At 70.5% G+C, this 16,445-nt stretch carries 10 protein-coding genes; 8 read left to right on the top strand and 2 right to left on the bottom strand.

From position 1 onward, the window contains the following. Genes AB0I42_RS35090 through AB0I42_RS35060 form a run of 7 tightly spaced genes read left to right on the top strand, consistent with a single transcriptional unit; the run spans nucleotide 1 to nucleotide 9,970 of the window. Entirely contained in the window at nucleotides 1-963 is a 963-nt protein-coding gene (locus AB0I42_RS35090) for a hypothetical protein (protein WP_357544078.1), read from the top strand. Continuing rightward, on the top strand, nucleotides 960-3,689 hold the full coding sequence (locus AB0I42_RS35085) for a thiopeptide-type bacteriocin biosynthesis protein (RefSeq protein ID WP_357544077.1): 2,730 nt from the start codon (nucleotides 960-962) through the stop codon (nucleotides 3,687-3,689). Before AB0I42_RS35090 ends, AB0I42_RS35085 begins: the two co-directional genes overlap by 4 nt. Further along, nucleotides 3,682-4,761, top strand: coding sequence for a hypothetical protein (locus tag AB0I42_RS35080; protein ID WP_357544076.1), 1,080 nt, complete (start codon nucleotides 3,682-3,684; stop codon nucleotides 4,759-4,761). Before AB0I42_RS35085 ends, AB0I42_RS35080 begins: the two co-directional genes overlap by 8 nt. After that, complete coding sequence (locus tag AB0I42_RS35075) at nucleotides 4,758-6,845, top strand: ATP-binding cassette domain-containing protein (protein ID WP_357544075.1); 2,088 nt, start codon at nucleotides 4,758-4,760, stop codon at nucleotides 6,843-6,845. Before AB0I42_RS35080 ends, AB0I42_RS35075 begins: the two co-directional genes overlap by 4 nt. Then, nucleotides 6,838-7,677, top strand: coding sequence for a hypothetical protein (locus AB0I42_RS35070; protein ID WP_357544074.1), 840 nt, complete (start codon nucleotides 6,838-6,840; stop codon nucleotides 7,675-7,677). The genes AB0I42_RS35075 and AB0I42_RS35070 overlap by 8 nt, the downstream gene beginning before the upstream one ends. Then, the gene (locus tag AB0I42_RS35065) at nucleotides 7,674-8,936 is read left to right on the top strand and encodes an FAD-binding protein (RefSeq protein WP_357544073.1); all 1,263 of its coding nucleotides are present in this window, start codon (nucleotides 7,674-7,676) and stop codon (nucleotides 8,934-8,936) included. The genes AB0I42_RS35070 and AB0I42_RS35065 overlap by 4 nt, the downstream gene beginning before the upstream one ends. Beyond that, nucleotides 8,933-9,970, top strand: coding sequence for a glycosyltransferase (locus AB0I42_RS35060; RefSeq protein ID WP_357544072.1), 1,038 nt, complete (start codon nucleotides 8,933-8,935; stop codon nucleotides 9,968-9,970). Before AB0I42_RS35065 ends, AB0I42_RS35060 begins: the two co-directional genes overlap by 4 nt. Here AB0I42_RS35060 and AB0I42_RS35055 read toward each other — a convergent pair. After that, complete coding sequence (locus AB0I42_RS35055) at nucleotides 9,883-12,024, bottom strand: BTAD domain-containing putative transcriptional regulator (RefSeq protein ID WP_357544071.1); 2,142 nt, start codon at nucleotides 12,022-12,024, stop codon at nucleotides 9,883-9,885. The genes AB0I42_RS35060 and AB0I42_RS35055 overlap by 88 nt on opposite strands. Before the next feature lie 639 nt (nucleotides 12,025-12,663). Between AB0I42_RS35055 and AB0I42_RS35050 the strand changes: the two genes are divergently transcribed. After that, nucleotides 12,664-12,915 carry an SAM-dependent methyltransferase gene (locus AB0I42_RS35050; RefSeq protein WP_357544070.1) on the top strand — a complete coding sequence of 84 codons (252 nt, stop codon included), beginning with the start codon at nucleotides 12,664-12,666 and terminating at the stop codon, nucleotides 12,913-12,915. A gap of 301 nt (nucleotides 12,916-13,216) precedes the next feature. Here the strand turns inward: AB0I42_RS35050 and AB0I42_RS35045 are convergent, their stop codons facing one another. Beyond that, nucleotides 13,217-16,003, bottom strand: coding sequence for a BTAD domain-containing putative transcriptional regulator (locus tag AB0I42_RS35045; RefSeq protein WP_357544093.1), 2,787 nt, complete (start codon nucleotides 16,001-16,003; stop codon nucleotides 13,217-13,219). Between the last annotated feature and the right edge of the window lie 442 nt (nucleotides 16,004-16,445).

The raw sequence follows: 16,445 nt of genomic DNA, 5'->3' as shown, positions 1-16,445 counted from the left end.
GTGAAACAGCTCAGCCCTCCATTGCTGTGGCTGCGGAATGGTCCGGAAGAGGTCCAGAGCCTAGTTGCGGGTCTGGACCTCGTTCGGACCGCCGCGCACGAGGACGCCAGCCACGCGTGGCTCTGCATGATTGCCAATGGCACTGCCCACTACCTGTCCACCTACGCGCCGACGGAACTGCTGTCAAGGGTCTATACCTCTGACAACGAACTGTACGGCGTGGTCGCCCCGGTCGGCCGGCTACGCACCGGCACCGATGGCGGGCTGGTGCTTGACGGGTGCTGGCGGTTCGGCTCGGGGTCTCAGCGGGCTGCCGTAATGGCGATGGGATGCGAGCCGGTGGCGGGACGGCGCACCACCGTCCTCGTCGACCGCCTGCGGCTCGAGGTGGCGCACCCGTGGGAGGGGCCGGGGCTGCTCGCTACCGCCAGTCACACTCTGCGGGCCAGCGGTGTCCGCGTCTCGCCGGCGGATGTGGTCGACATGACGGACGTCCCGGCCGGTCGACCGGCCGGGATCTACGCCGATCCGGATCTGTTTCTGGCGAACATGCCCGGGGTGGCGCTCGGACTCGCCGAACGGCTGCTGGCGCTGCTCGGCCCGGGTCCGGTGCCCGGTGTCTGGCAGGCCACCTACGCCGACGCAGTCGCCCGCAACACTCTCGCCCGGCGCGGCCTGGTCGGGATGCTGCACAGTCTCGACACGTTGGCCCGGGCGGGGAAACTCACGCTGTTCTCGCCGGCGTTGCGGCAGGAGTTCCTGCTGATGTTGAGCGCTGCCTATCAGATCGGGCTGGATGCCGCGCTCGCGCTGGCGGAGGGGTGCGACTCGACGGACCCGGGGATCCGGCAGGAGCTCGAGCAGGCGCGGGTCGACATCGCGACCATGCGACCGCATGGTGCGATGCGACCGTCCAGGCTGGTCAACGCGGGATCGTTGGCCCCAGCGGGGAGGCCTCGATGACCTCTGTTCCGTCGCTGTCGACGCCGGGTTGGTGCCTGCTTCGGATTCCGGTACTGCCGGCGGTGCCAGATGCCGCCGCGCCCGAGGGCCTGGCGCGGCAACTGCTGGACCTGGCCATCGACTACGCGACCGTGTTCCAGCGCGCGGCGGAGGAGCACCGGGACTGGCAGGACCCGGCGACTCGACTGGCCGTCTACGGCAGCCGGGCGAGGTACCGGCCAACCCCGTTCGGTGTGTTCAGCCTGAGCCTGCTCGCCGAAATCAGCGACAACGACGGTGGTGCACCGGCTACCCGGCTCGATCTTGAGACCGATGTGCGGCTGCGCCGCCTTGACTTGCCGCAACAGACCGGCAGGTGGTTCGTCAATCCCTCCCTCGCCGCCGAGCACGGCCGGTGGTCGTATCTGCACCCGGACAAGGGTGGGGTCACGTCGATGTCGGACGCCCCGGGCGTGCGCCAGCTCGCGGAGCGTTTCGCCGCGCAGTTCGCCGCCGCACCCCGGTCAGCGCAGGAATGGGCGATCGTGCTCGGTGGCGAAACCCTGTTCGACCTGGGGGTACGCCAGAGGTTGCTGCTGCCGGAGCAGGGGCCACCGATACTGACTGACCCGGCCGGGCCGGCCGCGCCGACCGAGGCGGTCAAGGCGGCGCTGGCCGCGGAGCGGCCGTTCAGGGACGACCAGTTCGTGGACGCGTTCAGCGAGGTCCGGGCCCGACTGCCCGGCGCGGGTACGGCGGCGCTGCTAGACGGGGCCGCTCAGCTTCTGCGGACGCACTGGCGACCCGGGCGACTCGACCGGGTGCGGGACCAGGTGGCCGGCGGCTACAGCGGCGGGGCGGTGCCGTTGATGTGGCTGCTGACCGCTCCGGTCGACCACCCGCTGGGCAGCTGGCGGCGGCACGATGCCGATGTCGAGGGCGCCGACCGCATGATGCCGGCGCGACGCCTGTTCGTACCGCGGGCCCGTCGCGACAGCGGCGCGGTGCAGTGGTGGCAGGAGGCGCTCACGCTGGATCAGTGGCAGACCCGCCGCACTGCGCCCCCAAACGCCGCCGTGGTCACCCAGCCGCAGTTCGGGATGGCCAACGGCGCACTGCTGGCCGAGCCGGTGGCCGGAGCGGACGCCTGGCTCAAACTGGTCCTGCCAGGCTTTTGGGGTGGGCCCGGCGCCCGGCTCAGTGAACAGCTGGGGATTCCAAAGCCCGAACTCGGTCCGACGGTCCCCGGCTGGCTTCCGGTCGAGATCGGTTGGGTACCGCCGGATCGGCGGGCGCCATTGGTTCGCCGGCCCGAGAGCGGGTTGCCCCGACTCAACCTGAACCTGCCGCACCGCGCCGGTGACCTGCAAATAGCGGATCTGGCCGTGACCATGATGGCGGGGCGGCTCCAGTTGGTTCACCGGGCCGACGGACGCCACGTGCAGCTTCGGTGGGACAGCCCGTTGACGTTGAGTAACAAGGCCAACCCGTGGTCGGTGCAACTGCTGGGATTGCTGCTGGACGAGGCCCACGGCCCGGCGCTGGCCGCCGACCCGAGCCTGTGGGCGCCGCCGGGCGGGATGGTCCCTCGCATCACCGCCGGCCGTTGTCTGGTGGCTCGGCGCAGCGTCGTGCTGGACGCGCAGCACCGCGCCGATCTGCTGGCTCTGGCCGAGGACCCGGCGCAGTTGTGCGACGTGCTCACGCAGGTGGGGCTCGGGCCGCAGGTGGAGGTGAGCGAGGGACCGGATGTGACCATGCGGTTGGATCTCACCGACGTCACTCAGCGGTGGTGGTTCACCCGGCGGCTACGTCGCGAGGGCCTGCTGATTCTGCATGAGGCCCTGCCGGTGGCGACCCTGATCGAGTCGGAGCTGGGCGGGCACATCCACGACGTGTGGGTGCCGTGGCTGCGTCCGGATCCGCAACCGGTCAGGCCGATGTCGCAGACCCGGCTGGTGGACCGGCAGCCGGCTGAGGACCCGGAGTGGACCAGCTGGTTCGTCTACGCCCCGGAGCGGGTGGTGGAGCTCTGGCTGGCGGGCACCGAAGTGATGACGTTGATGCGCCGGGCGCAGCTGTTCTACATCCGCTATCACGACGATCGGCCGCATTTGCGGGTACGGGTGCACCGCAGCGTCGGCGTCGAGCCGCTCCTGGCCGACCTACGCGCCCACCTGGCCGCGATGGTGCCGCAGCAGCCCTGCGAGGTCGACGTGCGGACCTGGGTACCGGAGGACTACCGGTACGGAGGTGCAGCGCACCGGGCCGATGCCGTACGGCTGTTCTGCGCCGACTCGGCCTGGTGGGCGCAGCGGCTCGCAGCCGGCCCGGACCAGGCCGGCCGGTACACGTTGGCGGTGGCCCGCATCGCCGCCTGGTGTCGGCAGCTCGCCGGCGACGATCAGGCGTTGACCCTGCTCTGCGGGCTGCGCGGGCTGGACCCGCGGCTGCCCAGCTCGCGGGCTCAGCGGGAGTGGATGGCGACCTTCCGTGCCGCACGGGCGGACCTGGAGCAGGCCCTCGACGCCACGCTCGCCGAGCCGGAGCCTGCCTTGGACTACCTGGCCGGCCTGGACAGCGACGCCTATGCCACGGCGCTGAGCAGCCTTGTCCACATGAGCGTCAACCGTGGGTTGCCGCTCGGCCAGGCGACGAATCGCGAGCCGGAACTTGTGCTGGCGGCGGCGCGGTTGTTGAAGGGTCGGCAGGCGCGGGCACCCCGAAGCGCAGCGGTCGATGGCTGAGGCCGATGCCGCCCGGCGACTGCTGCGTCGGCTTGTCGCCGAGTTACGGCGGCGGGGGCACGCGAGCCCGCAGGCGGTGGCAGCCCTTGCCCTGCTCGCGTCCCGGCTGGGTCAGCAGGCCCTGGCGGCGTCCCTGACCGAACTGGCCGTGCGGGGCGGGCAGGTGCCCGACTTTCGGGTCGGCTGGCTGCGCCACCGGCTGGTGGGGGAGTGCCTTCCACCTGGCCCCGGCCATGCCGAGGCACTGGCCCGGACCCGGGCGGAGGCGGTCGAAGTGCTCGATGCCTCTTACCGGTACTACGTCGAGGCCGGTGACGTCGATCTGATCAATGGCGCCGCGGGGGTCGGGATGACCCTGTGGGATCTCGCTGACGAGCCGGCTCGCGCCAGGATGGCACAGCCCATCACCGAGATCGCGCGCTCCATCATGGAGCAGGATTCGCCCGGTCTCTACCATGGCCGCAGCGGAGGCATCCTGCTGCTGCGGATGCTGGACCGCCGCTACGGCCAGGACCGGCTGATGACCGCGGCGGTCGACGCGCTGGTCCTGCATCTGGAGCAGTTGACCCCCGACGTGCTCGACAGCGGCTGGTTGGGAACCGGCGGCGTCACCATGTGCTATGGCCAGCCGGGGATGCTGACGGCGCTGGGGCCGGAGGTCGACCCGGTGGTTCTGGCGGGATTCGTCGATGCGGCGGTCACCGGCCCGGCCCTCGATCGGCTGGATGACCTGCTGGGCGACGACGGCGCCGACGTCACGGTCTGCCACGGACTGGCCGGGCTGAGCCTGGTCACCAAGCTCGCTCCCGGGTGGCGGGAACTGGTCGGCCCGGACCGCCGGACCCGGCTGGCGGCCCGGCTGGCCCGCCACCTGGACCAGACCGGTGACCAGGCGGTGGCTGCCGTCTTCGACACGCCGTTCCTGCTATCGGTGCTCGAGGGGACGCTCGGGATGGCGTTGGCGCTGGCGGAGACCGAGACGACGGCGCGGCCATGGTGGGGGGTCTGCGTGAGTCTGGGCGACGGATCGGCCGCCGTGGCCGGCGGCAGAGCAATGGAGAGCATCCGATGACGATCAGCCTTCAGACCGAAGACAACGACTGCGGCGTGTCGGCACTCGTCGCCAGCTTGCGCCTGCAGGGACACCAGTTTTCCGAGCCGCAGTTGCGAGATGCGCTGGCAACCCGGGGCGCGTTGTCGCTTAAGGACCTGCGGGACACCTGCGCCGCCGTGGTCGGCGTGCGTTACCGCGGCCGGCGGGACTTCCCGTTCGCCGAACTGACTCCGGGCACCATCATCCACCTGCGCGTCGATCACTTCGTGACCGTTGAGCGATGGCGAGGGCGGCGCGTACGGATTTTCGACCCCTCGATCGGGTACGTGTGGCTGACCGAGGCCGCGTACCACGAGAAGGCCAGCGGCTGGGTGCTGTCGCCAGCCACGCCGGCCCCGGCGGCGGGCGCGCCTCGGCGTCCGCGGGCCGCGACCCGGGCCGCCTGGCTCTGGCCGATGCTGCGCTCCGGGCAGATCAAGTTCCGGCAGGTTGTGCCGGTCCTCGCGATGAGCCTGCTGCTCTACACCGGCCTGACCCTGCTCAACATGATCCTGCTGCCCTACCTGAACGAGGTAACCGTCGCCGGCACGGTCGCCACGGGTACCCTGGTCACCGCGTTGGTGGCGTTCAGCGTCGCGGCCAGCCTGCTGTTCTGGCTCCGACATCGGCAGATCACCTCTCTGGGGCTGTCGTTCGACCGGGCCATGCTGCATGAACTGGTCGACCGGTTGACCCGTACGTCGGCACGTACCGAGCTGACCTCCGGCGATGTGCTGCACCGGGTGCAGAGCGCCCGCGCCGTACGGGAGGCAGGCACCGGTCTGGCGCTGTCGCTGTTCACCGACATGGTCGCCGTGGTGATCCTGCTGGTGTTCATGGCGACGATGTCGCTGCCGCTGACCGGCGTGGTGGCCGGCGTCGCCGCGCTGCACATCGTCCTGACGATCCTCGGACGGATACCGATCAACCGCCGTACCGAGGAGCAACTGCAACGCGACGCTGAACTCCAGGACCTGTTGATCAGCATCTCTCAAGGGTTGACCACCTACCGGGGGCTCGGGGCGATCTCACACCTTCAGGTTGAGCACTCCCAGCGGCTGGACCGGCTGCAGCGGTCGATCCGCGGGCTGGAGTACCGGCTGGCCTTGGTGTACGGGCCGAGCAACGCCCTGCGGTTCGCCGGCCTGTACGTGATTCTCGTGGTCGGCTCGGTGCTCCTGTCGGCAGGTCTGGTCAGCACCGGAGAGCTGTTCGGGTTCCTCACCCTCGGGGGTACGGTGCTGTTCTCGGTCACCACGATCGCTCAGAGCCTCACCGCCGCCGCCACGCTGGAGCGGCAACTGCGCTACGTGACAAGTCTGTTCACGTTGCCGGTGATGGAGCGGGGAGCCCGCACCGAGCCGGTAGCGGACGCGCCGGCAGTGATGCTGGAGGGGGTCCGGGTGCACCGCCCGAGGGAGCATTTCGACCTGCGGCTGGACCTGCGGGTCGAGCGGGGCGAGACGGTGACCGTCAGCGGTCCGAGCGGGGTCGGTAAGTCCACCATGGCCCAGATCATCAGCGGCTTGGACCCGGTGCCCGCGGGGCAGGCGACCATCTACGGAGTGCCGATCGCCGACTGGGACCCGGATCGGCTCCGCCCACTGGTGTGCTACGTCCCGCCCCGGTCCGACTTCCTGCACACGACGATCCGCGAGAGCCTGTCCAGCGGGGCGACCGACGTGACCGACCAGGAGATCCACGACCTGCTCGCCGTGATGGAGCTGACCGAGGTGATGCGCCCCCTGCGGCTCGGGCTGCGCACCCGACTGCGGATCAACGGCTCGACCTTCAGCGCGGGAGAAGTACAGCGGTTCGCGTTGGCCCGGGCGCTGCTGCGCCGACCGTCGCTGTTGATCCTCGACGAGGCGACCAACTCCCTGGACCGAGACCTGGAACTGCGGCTGCTCGCCGAGACGCGGCGGCGGGTGGAGACGCTCATCGTGGTCAGTCATCGCCCGGTCGGTGAGCACCTTGACAGCCGGCATGTTCGGATCGTGCGCGACGATACCGGCGTATCCCGGCTCGAATCGACGGCGGCCGCGGCGGTCGTCGGTGCCTGAGGGAGTACGTGGTGTCCACGCCTACTGGCAGCTGCCCAGCCGGCTGCCCCGGGCTTACCAGCAGTTGTCCCGGGTGACCTGGCTGCTGAGCATCCGCTCGTGGCAGCGATACGCCGGGCCGATCACGCTCTACGCCGACCCGCCGACGATGGAGTGGCTCGACCGACTCGGCTGGCTCAGCTGCTACGACCAGATCGAGACGTTGGACGACCGGGATCTCGACCAACGCTACGACCGCGTCGCCTGTTTCGCCCTGCCGAAGTTGCTCGCTCTGGACCGGTATCCTGACGCGACGCTGGTGGACACCGATGCCTACCTGCACGGCCGGCTGCGTCTACCGGCTACCGGATCGGTCTTCGCGCATCTGGAGCACGGCGACGCCGACTTCTACTCCCGGCTGCGGGAACTGCGCAATCCCGCCCATGTGGATCTGCCCGACTCGCCGCCGGTGGTCGGCAACACCTCGCTGTTCCGGGCAGCCGACGCGCACCTGGCACGCCGGATCAGCCACGCCGGGCTCAGCTTCCTGGCCGGCAACCCGACCACCCCCGGCCGCGACATCCACCTGCACATGACCGTCGCCGAGCAGGTGCTCGCCACCCACCTGACCACCGTCGCCGGGCAGCAGGTGGTCAACCTGTTCGACGCGCTCTGGTGCCCGCGGACGCTGCGCTGGCTGAGCGAACCGCCCCGCTTCGGCCATCTGTGGAACCTCAAACGAGGGGCGCCGGCCGAGCACCTGCTCGCCGCCTACGTGTCAGTCACCCGGACGCTTCAGAACGAATACGGTGTTGCCCAGGACCGGCTACACGCAGCCATGGAGCGGATATGATCTCGACCGAGCTGCTCGATCGGCTGGCGAACACAGGTGCCGGGGTGACCCGACCTGCCGGATCGACCGTCCCCGACGGACTCTTTCCGGACTGGGTGGTGGAGCCAGAATCGTTGGCACAGCTCACCACGCTGGTCCGGATTCTGCACAACAACGGAGTGGACTGGCGGGTAGACGCCCGCGGCCGCAACTGGGGGTACGACGACTCCCGGGTCCGCGAGCCAGGACTGATCGTCCGCCTGGCCCGGTTGGACCGATTGGATCTCGATGTCGAACTCGGCCTCGCCACCGTGCAACCCGGGGTGACCTTCGCGCAGCTCAACGAAGCGTTGCAGGCAGCCGATGCCCGTTACTATCTGCCCCCGCCGGGCTCCGGCCCGCACACCTCGGTGCTCGGCAACGCCCTGGAGCGAGGCCTGCTCGCCGGCCTCGGCGAGCGGGAACGCCACTGCCGAGACTTCCTCGTCCTGCACCGCGACGGCCAACTCACCCGTATGGGCTGGGACGACGCCGCCGACGACCGGGTTCGGCGAGCGCTGCCGTATCCACCCGGCCCGCACCTGCAAGGGTCACTGTTTCAAACAGCCGGGTACGGACCTGTCGTGGTGGAGCTGACGCACGTGCTGCCGGTGGCGACCGTGCAGACCGCCGAGCCGGTGCTGCTCGCCGGTGCCGAGCTGACCGAGGAACTGTTGCGTTGCTGGCGGGACCTGCTCCTGGGCGAATTGGTAACCTCCACCATCCTCATCTCGCCAGCCCGCCGCCGTGCTCAAGGCATCACCGTCAGCTACGACGGGCTCGTCCTCAACCTGTACATCGCCGCCAGCTCGGCCGGAATGCTGCGCGCCAAGGTCGTCGACGTGCAGCGGCTGGCCCGCCAACACGGGCAGCGGCTGGCCGCACGATTCGCCGGCAGCCACGACGACCTGAGCATCCTCGGCGGCGATCGGAACCATCCGGAGGCGGTCGGTCAACTTCCGGAAGGGCTGGAATGGCAAACAGCGGCGTTGCCGTTCGTCCCTTCGCTTGTCGCAGCCTTCGCACGGGCAGTGCGGACGGACCCGGTGCTGGCGGACATTCCATGGACACTGCGCCCGCTCGATGCCCGGGCGTTGGTCTGGCTGGCACCGATCGTCTACCGCAAGGACGACCCGGACAGCGTCGCGTTGCTGCGGCGTCGGGTGGCCGCCGTCGCCCGGCTCCGCGACGAGTTCGCCGTCCCGGCCTACCGGTCCGGCGCGATCCGGGGCGACCGATGAGTCATCTTCTGATCGCCAGCGTCCATCGGATCCACGCCGGACAGTCCGGCGAGGCGGTCCACCTGCGCCAGCTCACCGAAGCGCTACGAGCCACCGGCGAGCGCGTGACTGTCCTGGATGGCCCGATGGACCCCGGCAGGCCCAGCGCCAGCCACGAGGCCGGACTGCGCTCGCTCGCCGACCAGCTGGACACCCTGCTGGCCCGGGACCGGCCCGACGCCGCCCTGCTCTGGGGGCACCTGGGCGAGGAGACCGAACTGGTGCGGCGGCTGGCGGCGGCAGATGTTCCGACCGTGCTGGAGCATCCCGCCGCGGACCTCCAGCCGGTGCCGGAGACACTGCGGCTCATTGACGAGGTGGTGGTCCCGTCCGAATTCGCACGGCGGCTGTTCGGATCGCAGACCGGCCGCCAGGCTCGGGCCATCGAGCCGTGCCTGCGCGGCTGCGACTGCCCATCGGATACGCCCCGCGAGCCGGCCCGTAGCGGGCCCTACCGGCTGACATTCATCAACCCGGAGCCGGCCAAGGGGCTCGGGGTGGTGATGCACCTCGTGGCGGCAGCCAGTGCGGCGAAGCTGCCGTTCCGGTTCCGGTTCGTCGAGGGGCGATGGACCGCGGCCCACCTCGCCCGGCTCGGCATCGACCCTGCGGACCTGCCCGGGGTGGAGATCGTCGAGTATCGCGCCGACATCTGCGCGCTCTACGCCGAAACCGACCTGCTGCTCGTACCGAGCCTGTGGCAGGAGAGCTTCGGGATGGTCGCCCGCGAAGCCGTGATCCACGGAGTACCGGTGGTGGCCACCCGGGTCGGCGGGCTGCCGCAGGCGGTCCGTGGCGGGGGAGTATGCCTCGAACCGCCGCAGTGGGGCGACGGCTACCAGGTCACGATGACCGCAGCCGAGGTCAGGGTCTGGCTGGCCGCCGTGGCTACGGCGCTGCGCGGCGCTCACCGGCCACTACCAGGCCTGCTGTCTCGCACCACCGCGGACAGCGTCCGGGCGTACCGGGCCGTGCTCGGCTCGTCGGCGAAGTGAACGTGTACGGCGGCCCGGCCCATGGCATCGGCGATCACCGAAGCTGGCGTGGTCCAGCGCTGCTCGCCGGCTACCGCCACCACCGTCGCCAGGTTCTCCTGCTCTTCGTGCAGCCAGTCCCGCGGCGTGGCGAGCAGCCGGTCCAGCTCCGCCGGCGAGAACAGCGGCCGAGCAGAGCGGCCCGGCCGCGGATGCCGATCGTCCATCCGCCGTCCTCGGGACGGCGCCAGCCGGTGGACGGCCTCCTGCGCCAGGACGCTCCAGCCGTCGACCGCGCGCGCCAGCACCTGGTCGGCGGATACGGCGGTGAGGGGCGATTCGTCCGCCGCAGCGGTGAGCGCGTAGGACCGGACCAAGTTGGGGAGCAGGTAGCGGTGCGGGCCCACGGTCTGGCGCGGCACCGGCGTCAGCAGGTGGGAGCCGACCAGCTCGTCCAGTGCCTGCATAGCCTCGCGGGGTGCCAGCCCCGCGCAGACCGTGGGCGCCCAGTCCGGGACGGTGGCAGTCGGAAGTATGGCGATCCGACGTAGCGTCAGGCTCGCCGCCTCACTGAGCGCCCGAAACGACGGTGCGAGGTTGTCTCGCATCGACCCGGCGTCGGTCCTCAGCTCGTCGAGCCGGTGCTGCGGGTCCCGCAGCAGCGCAACCAGGTCGGCGGCCCACCGGCCCCGGTACATCCGGCAGGCGGCGAACCACAGGGCCAGCGGCAGGCCGTCGCAGAGCACCGACAGCTCGCGGACCGCGATCGGCTCCGCCGACAGTCGATCGGGGCCGAGATGAGCGGCGAGGGTCTCGAGTCCCTGCGCGTGCGACATCGGCGCCACCAGGTGCCGGTGCGCCCCGGGAAGGGAGAGCTGCCAGCGGGTGGTGACCAGCACCGTGCAGCCGGCTCCGGCCGGCAGCAGCGGCAGCACCTGGTCGACCGCGCGGGCATCATCGAGCAGCAGCAGGCAGCGCCGGTCCGTCAAGAGGCTGCGCAGGAGCGCGGCCCGCGCCGCCAGCTCGGCCGGAATCGCCATGTCGGCGACGCCCAGCGCACGTAGGAGCTCTTCGAGCACCTGGTCCGGGTTCCGCGGCTGCCCGCTGCCCGCGAGGTCGGCGTACAACTGACCATCTGGATAGGCGGCGGCGACGGCATGAGCGACCTGGAGCGCCAGGGCGGACTTGCCGACTCCGGGCATGCCGTGCAGCAGCGCGACGCGCGGACCGGCGTTCGCAGGCCGGCCCGGGTCGCTACCCAGGCGCCTGACCAGGTCCGCCAGGTCGGCCTGGCGTCCCACGAAGAGCGGCGACGCGGGCGGCAGCTGGGCTGGCCGTGGCTGGTCGGCGAAACGCAGGGGCGGTAGCTCATTGACGGTGACGGCGAGGCTCGGATCCTGCCGGAGAACGGCCTGCTCCAACTCGCGCAGGAGCGGACCCGGGTCGAGCCCGTGCTCGTCTACCAACAGTTGGCGGCCTTGCCGGGCCACACTGAGCGCCTCCGGCTGCCGGTCGCTTCGGTACAGCGCCATCACCAGTTGGGCGCGTAGCAGCTCCCGCAACGGATACTCGGCGACATACTGGGTCAACTCCGGGATCAGGTCGCGGTGCGAACCGAGCTGGAGCTCGATGTCGATCAACCATTCCAGGTCAGCCAGCCGGGTCTCCTCCAGCCCTTCACGGGTCGGGGCAACGAACGCGGCGACCGCACCGGTCAGTGCCGGGCCTTTCCACAGCGTCAGCGCATCGCGCATGAGCTTGCGGGCGTTGGGAAGCCGGCGGCGGTTGCCCTCGACTCGTGCCAACTCGGCGAGCCTGGTGTAGGTCGCCAGGTCGAGTTCGTCCGGGGCGAGGTCCAGCACGTAGCCGCCGGGCTTGGTGAGCAGCGGCACCGTCGCGTCGTCGGCTCGCCGCAACGTCCAGCGCAGCGCCGAGATCTCGGACTGAATCTGCGCCCGTGCCGTGGCCGGCGGCGTGCTTTCCCAGATCGCCGTGGTCAGCTGGTCGACCGACACCACACGGTTGGCGTTCAGCAGCAGGTAGGCGAGCACCGCCCGGCGGCGCGGCCGCGCCACGCCGACCGGCTCGCAATCCACAGCTGCGCCGACCGGACCAAGCACCGTGAAGCGCAACGTCATGCGGCTGCCCGGGGGCTCTGTCGAAGACCACGAAGGGCAGCAGCGTAGTGAGCCGGCGGCAGTTGGCGACCTGCTCGGAGCAGAGCCAGCTCCGCCATCCGGGCGGGGATGGACCCGATGCCGGCACGTTTGGTTCTTCGGCAGGTCCGTAGGGGTGTGACGGGGCCGCCGGACAGTTCCGCCGGTCGGGAGGAGGTGCGAGCGAGGAAGTCCGAAAAGCACGCGGGCGCCGATTCCTGGCGACGCCGCGGTGTTCCTGCCGTATACACCCTGAGAACCGTTTCCGCTCGGGTGACAATGGCTGAGGACGGGACCGTATGCACCGGGGCTCCTGGATCGGTTGGCGGCGTTGCTGAATCCGTCGCGCAATGTCCGGTCGAGGCCCGATGGCCCGCGCCCTCATTTGAGTGCCAGCGAAGGCCGGTGAAGCGGACACGACACGGATGCCGTTGCGCTTAGGTGTGTCCGTACGGCAGAAGGGTATGGCGATCCACATACAACTTCGGCACAAGTGGCGTACATGCCGAGCCTCAAGCCGTGCCATATAGCAGCGCGTGCCGGATAGCTTTACCTAGCGTGCGTGCCTGGCCCAGGTTGGTACTGCTCGAAAGGGCCAGCACTCCGAGAATTGTCATCGACCGGCTACTGGCCGCAGTGCCGTCCGGAAGCTATGTGGCCGTGGCCAACACGACCACGGCGGTCAACGGCGAGGTCACCGCCGAAGCGGTCCGGGCGTGGAACACCGATGCCCAGCCGAACCTGAAACTGCGAACCCCCGAGCGGATCGCCGAGTTCTTCACCGGCCTTGAGACCGTAGAGTCGGGCTGATTCTCATGCTCACGATGGCGCCCCGAGCCGCACGAAGACGGCAGCCCGCCGGTCGAGGTCGACCAGTGGCGCGGAATCGTTCGCAACCCACAATGCGCCCACCTCAGAAGGAAATGTCGACGGGTGGGCGCAGCGGGGCGACGCGCGCCAGCGCCTCGTACATCGGTTCTTCCGGAACGCGTCCACGAATGGGCGGTCCGGTCGCCCAACGACTCCGCAGCCGGTGAGGTCCCCGTCGAACGGTGCCGGGTACCGGATGGACAAGGGCTCCGGCACCCGCAGCGTCCGAAGGTGTCGAACCCTAACCTTCTGACTCGTAGCGTTCGAGACGGCGACGTGTCTCCTCGGCCGCCGGGTCGCCCACGTCCTCGTAAATTCGCACGGCCTGACGCCAGGCGGCGGAGGCAGCAGCCCGGTCGCCCATCCCGTCCCGGGTGTCCCCGAGCCGGATGAGGGTTTCCGCCTCGTGATACCGGTCGACGGAATCACGAAAGAGCTGGATCGCCTGCTCGTAGCAGTCGGCCGCGCGGTCGCGATCACCGAGGCGGTCGTAGGCGAAACCGAGGCTGTCCAGCGTGGCGGCCTGGCCGTTGCGGTCGTCGCTGCGTCGTTGCTGGGCGAGTGCTTCGGTGCAGCTCTCGATGGCCTGGACATAGTCGCCGGTGGCGGCCAGCAGCCAACCGATCGCGTTGAGCGTCCGGGCTTCCCCCGAACGGTTGCCGACCAGCCGGTACAGCCGCAGCGCCTCGCGACCGTGTGTGAGCGCTTCGTCGAGCCGGCCGTCCAGGTAGCAGAGTTCGCAGTAGTTGTGCAGCGTCTGGGCCTGACCAGTGGGATCGCCGAGGCGTTCGTGCAGCTCAAGTGCGCGCTTCAGCCGGTGCTCGGCGGTGTCGTGGTCGCCGAGTCGGGTCAGTGCGCGGGCGAGCAGCCGGTTGGCGGCGGCCTGCCCGGCCAGGTCGTCGATCTTTTCTGCCGCGGCCAGCGCGACCAGTTGGGTGGCGAGCTGGTCCTGCCACAGGCCGCGCGGTGCCAGGAAGGTGTTCAGCGCCCAGGCGATCTGCCAGGCGTACGCTTCGAAGCCGTTCTCAGCGGCCTGCTGGACCACCCGCATCAGCACCCGGTGCTCCACGGTGAACCAGGCGAGCGCGCCGTCGTGACCGGTCACCGGCCGCCTGCCGGGTACGGGCAGCGGTGGCACCGGCTCGATCGGGGGCCACTGCGGCTGGAGCAGCAGGGCCGCCGGATAGGCGTCGTGCAGGTAGTGGTCGTACAGGCGTGCCCGGGCCGCCTCGTGCTCGTCGGCGCGCTCCGGCGACTCCGCGAGTTCGGCCGCATAGACGCGCAGAAGATCGTGGAAGGCGTACCGGCCGGGCGCGTGCTCGGCCAGCAGATGGAGCCGGGTCAACTCCCGCAGTCGCGGCGTAACGTCCGCGGCCGACACGCCGGCGAGCGCCGCGGCCGCGGCGGGGGTCAGGTCCGGGCCCGGATGGAGCCCCAGCAGGGCGAACAGTCGGGCCGCGTCCTGCCCCAGGGCCAGGTACGACCAGGAGAAGACGCGCCGTACGTCGCCGTCGGCCAACGCGTCCAGCCTCGCCTCGGCCGAGTGCAGTTCGGCGGCGATGGCGCCGAGCGGAAACGTGGGATGGGTGGCGACGCGTGCCGCCACTATCGACAGCGCCAGCGGGAGCCGGCCGGTCGCCTCGACGATGTCGGCCACCGCGGCCGGCTCGGAGGCGAGGCGGCCGGTGCCGAGCCGGCTGGCGAGCAGGCTCGTCGACTCCTCGGCGGTGAGCACACTGAGCGTCAACGGCGCCGCGGACTCGGCGGCGATCAGGCCGCCGAGCCGGTCGCGGCTGGTGACCACGACCATGCAGCCGCCGGCACCGGGCAGCAGGGCGCGAACCTGGGCGGAGTCGCGAGCGTTGTCGAGCACCACGAGCATCCGGCGGGAGGCCAGCAGGCTGCGGTAGAGACCCGTCCGGGCCTCCAGGTCGGACGGTATCCGGGCCTGGGGTACGCCGAGCGCCTCGAGGAAGCCGGACAGGGCGTCGGGCGGCGACACCACCCCGGCTTCGTCATACCCACGAAGGTTCACGTAGAGCTGGCCGTCGGGGAAGCGGTCGGCCACCCGGTGCGCCCAGTGCAGCGCCAGGGCGGTCTTGCCGACTCCGGCCATGCCGGACACCACAGAGATGACCACTGTCGTAGGCCCCTGCGCCCGGCTGTCCAGGAGAGCGTCGAGGCTGGCCAGTTCGACTCCGCGGCCGACGAACTCCGGCACCGCACGCGGCAGCTGTTCGGGGCGCTGGATGAGCGGCCCCGGTGGCGTCTCCGGTGCCGGCCCGTCCGGCCGCGGTGGCGGGCACGCTGCCAGCCCCGGGCGGTGATGCAGGATGTCGTCGTACAACTTGGTGAGCTCCGGCGCGGGATCGAGGCCGGTCTCCTCCGCCAGCACCTGCCGAGCCTGCCGGAAGGTATCCAGCGCGCCGGCCACGTCACCGATGCGGTAGAGGCCCACCATCAGCTGCCCCCACGCCCGCTGCCGCAGCGGGTGCCGGTCGAGCAGGGCACGCAGCCGGTGTATCACGTCGGCCGGCGCGCCGAGCGCCAACAGCGCCCCGGTGTAGTCCTCCTCGGCGAGCAGCCGGCGCTCCTCCAACTGCGCCACCCGCCGGGCCAGCGCCGCAGGCAGCGGCAAATCGGACAGCGGGTCCCCACGCCACAGTCCCAGCGCAGCGGAGAGTTCGGCCTCGGCCCGGGTTGCATCCGAGGCGGCGAGAGCGTCGCGGCCCCGCGCCGCCGCGGCGTCGAACAGGTCCAGATCCCGTTCGCCTGGTTCCACCCGCAGCAGGTAGCCGCCGGCCGCAGCGGTTATCCCCTCCCAGGACGCCCCGCCGCCCAGCGACTGCCGCAGGCCGCGTACGTAGGTGCGCAGGTTCGCCGCGGCCGACGCCGGCTGATCGTCGCCCCACAGCATCGCGGCCAGCTCGTTGGTGCCGACGATCTCGTTCGGACGCAGCAGCAGGGTGGCCAAGAGGAGACGTTGCTTCACCGAGCCCAGCGAAACTGGCTGGCCATCGCGGTACACGCGGATCGGGCCAAGGAGGTCGAAACGCACAAGCACCTCAAACGTGGGCGCTGTCACCGAGTGCACCGTAACCCGATGACGGGGGCGAGTTGGTAGTCTATACGTCAGTTCGCAGCGATTGTCTGGGCTCCACCGTACGTTCGGCCGTCCACACTTTTCCATCGGACAGCGCACTCCACGCGCACTGGATGCGCGACGACCAAGCGGGCGCCTACCCACACCCGCGCGCGGCCACCCTCGCCTCGTCCTGCGAGACCGTCTGGCCCGACACGATCGAAGCCCTGCGGGTGCCGAAAACCTCATCCACGCTGGCCGCTGGCCTGCAGCAACCTGGGTAGGTAACCGGCTCTGAGTCGAAAATGAACCGTTACTGGGTTGGGGTCAGGGTTGCTTGGTAGCCGAGTTGGTTGAGTTGGTTGATGAGGCGGCGGGCCTGGCGGGC

This window comes from Polymorphospora sp. NPDC050346 (genome assembly GCF_040655695.1).
In the GTDB taxonomy this organism is placed as follows: domain Bacteria; phylum Actinomycetota; class Actinomycetes; order Mycobacteriales; family Micromonosporaceae; genus Polymorphospora; species Polymorphospora lycopeni.
This window is presented reverse-complemented; position numbering and strand designations above follow the sequence as displayed.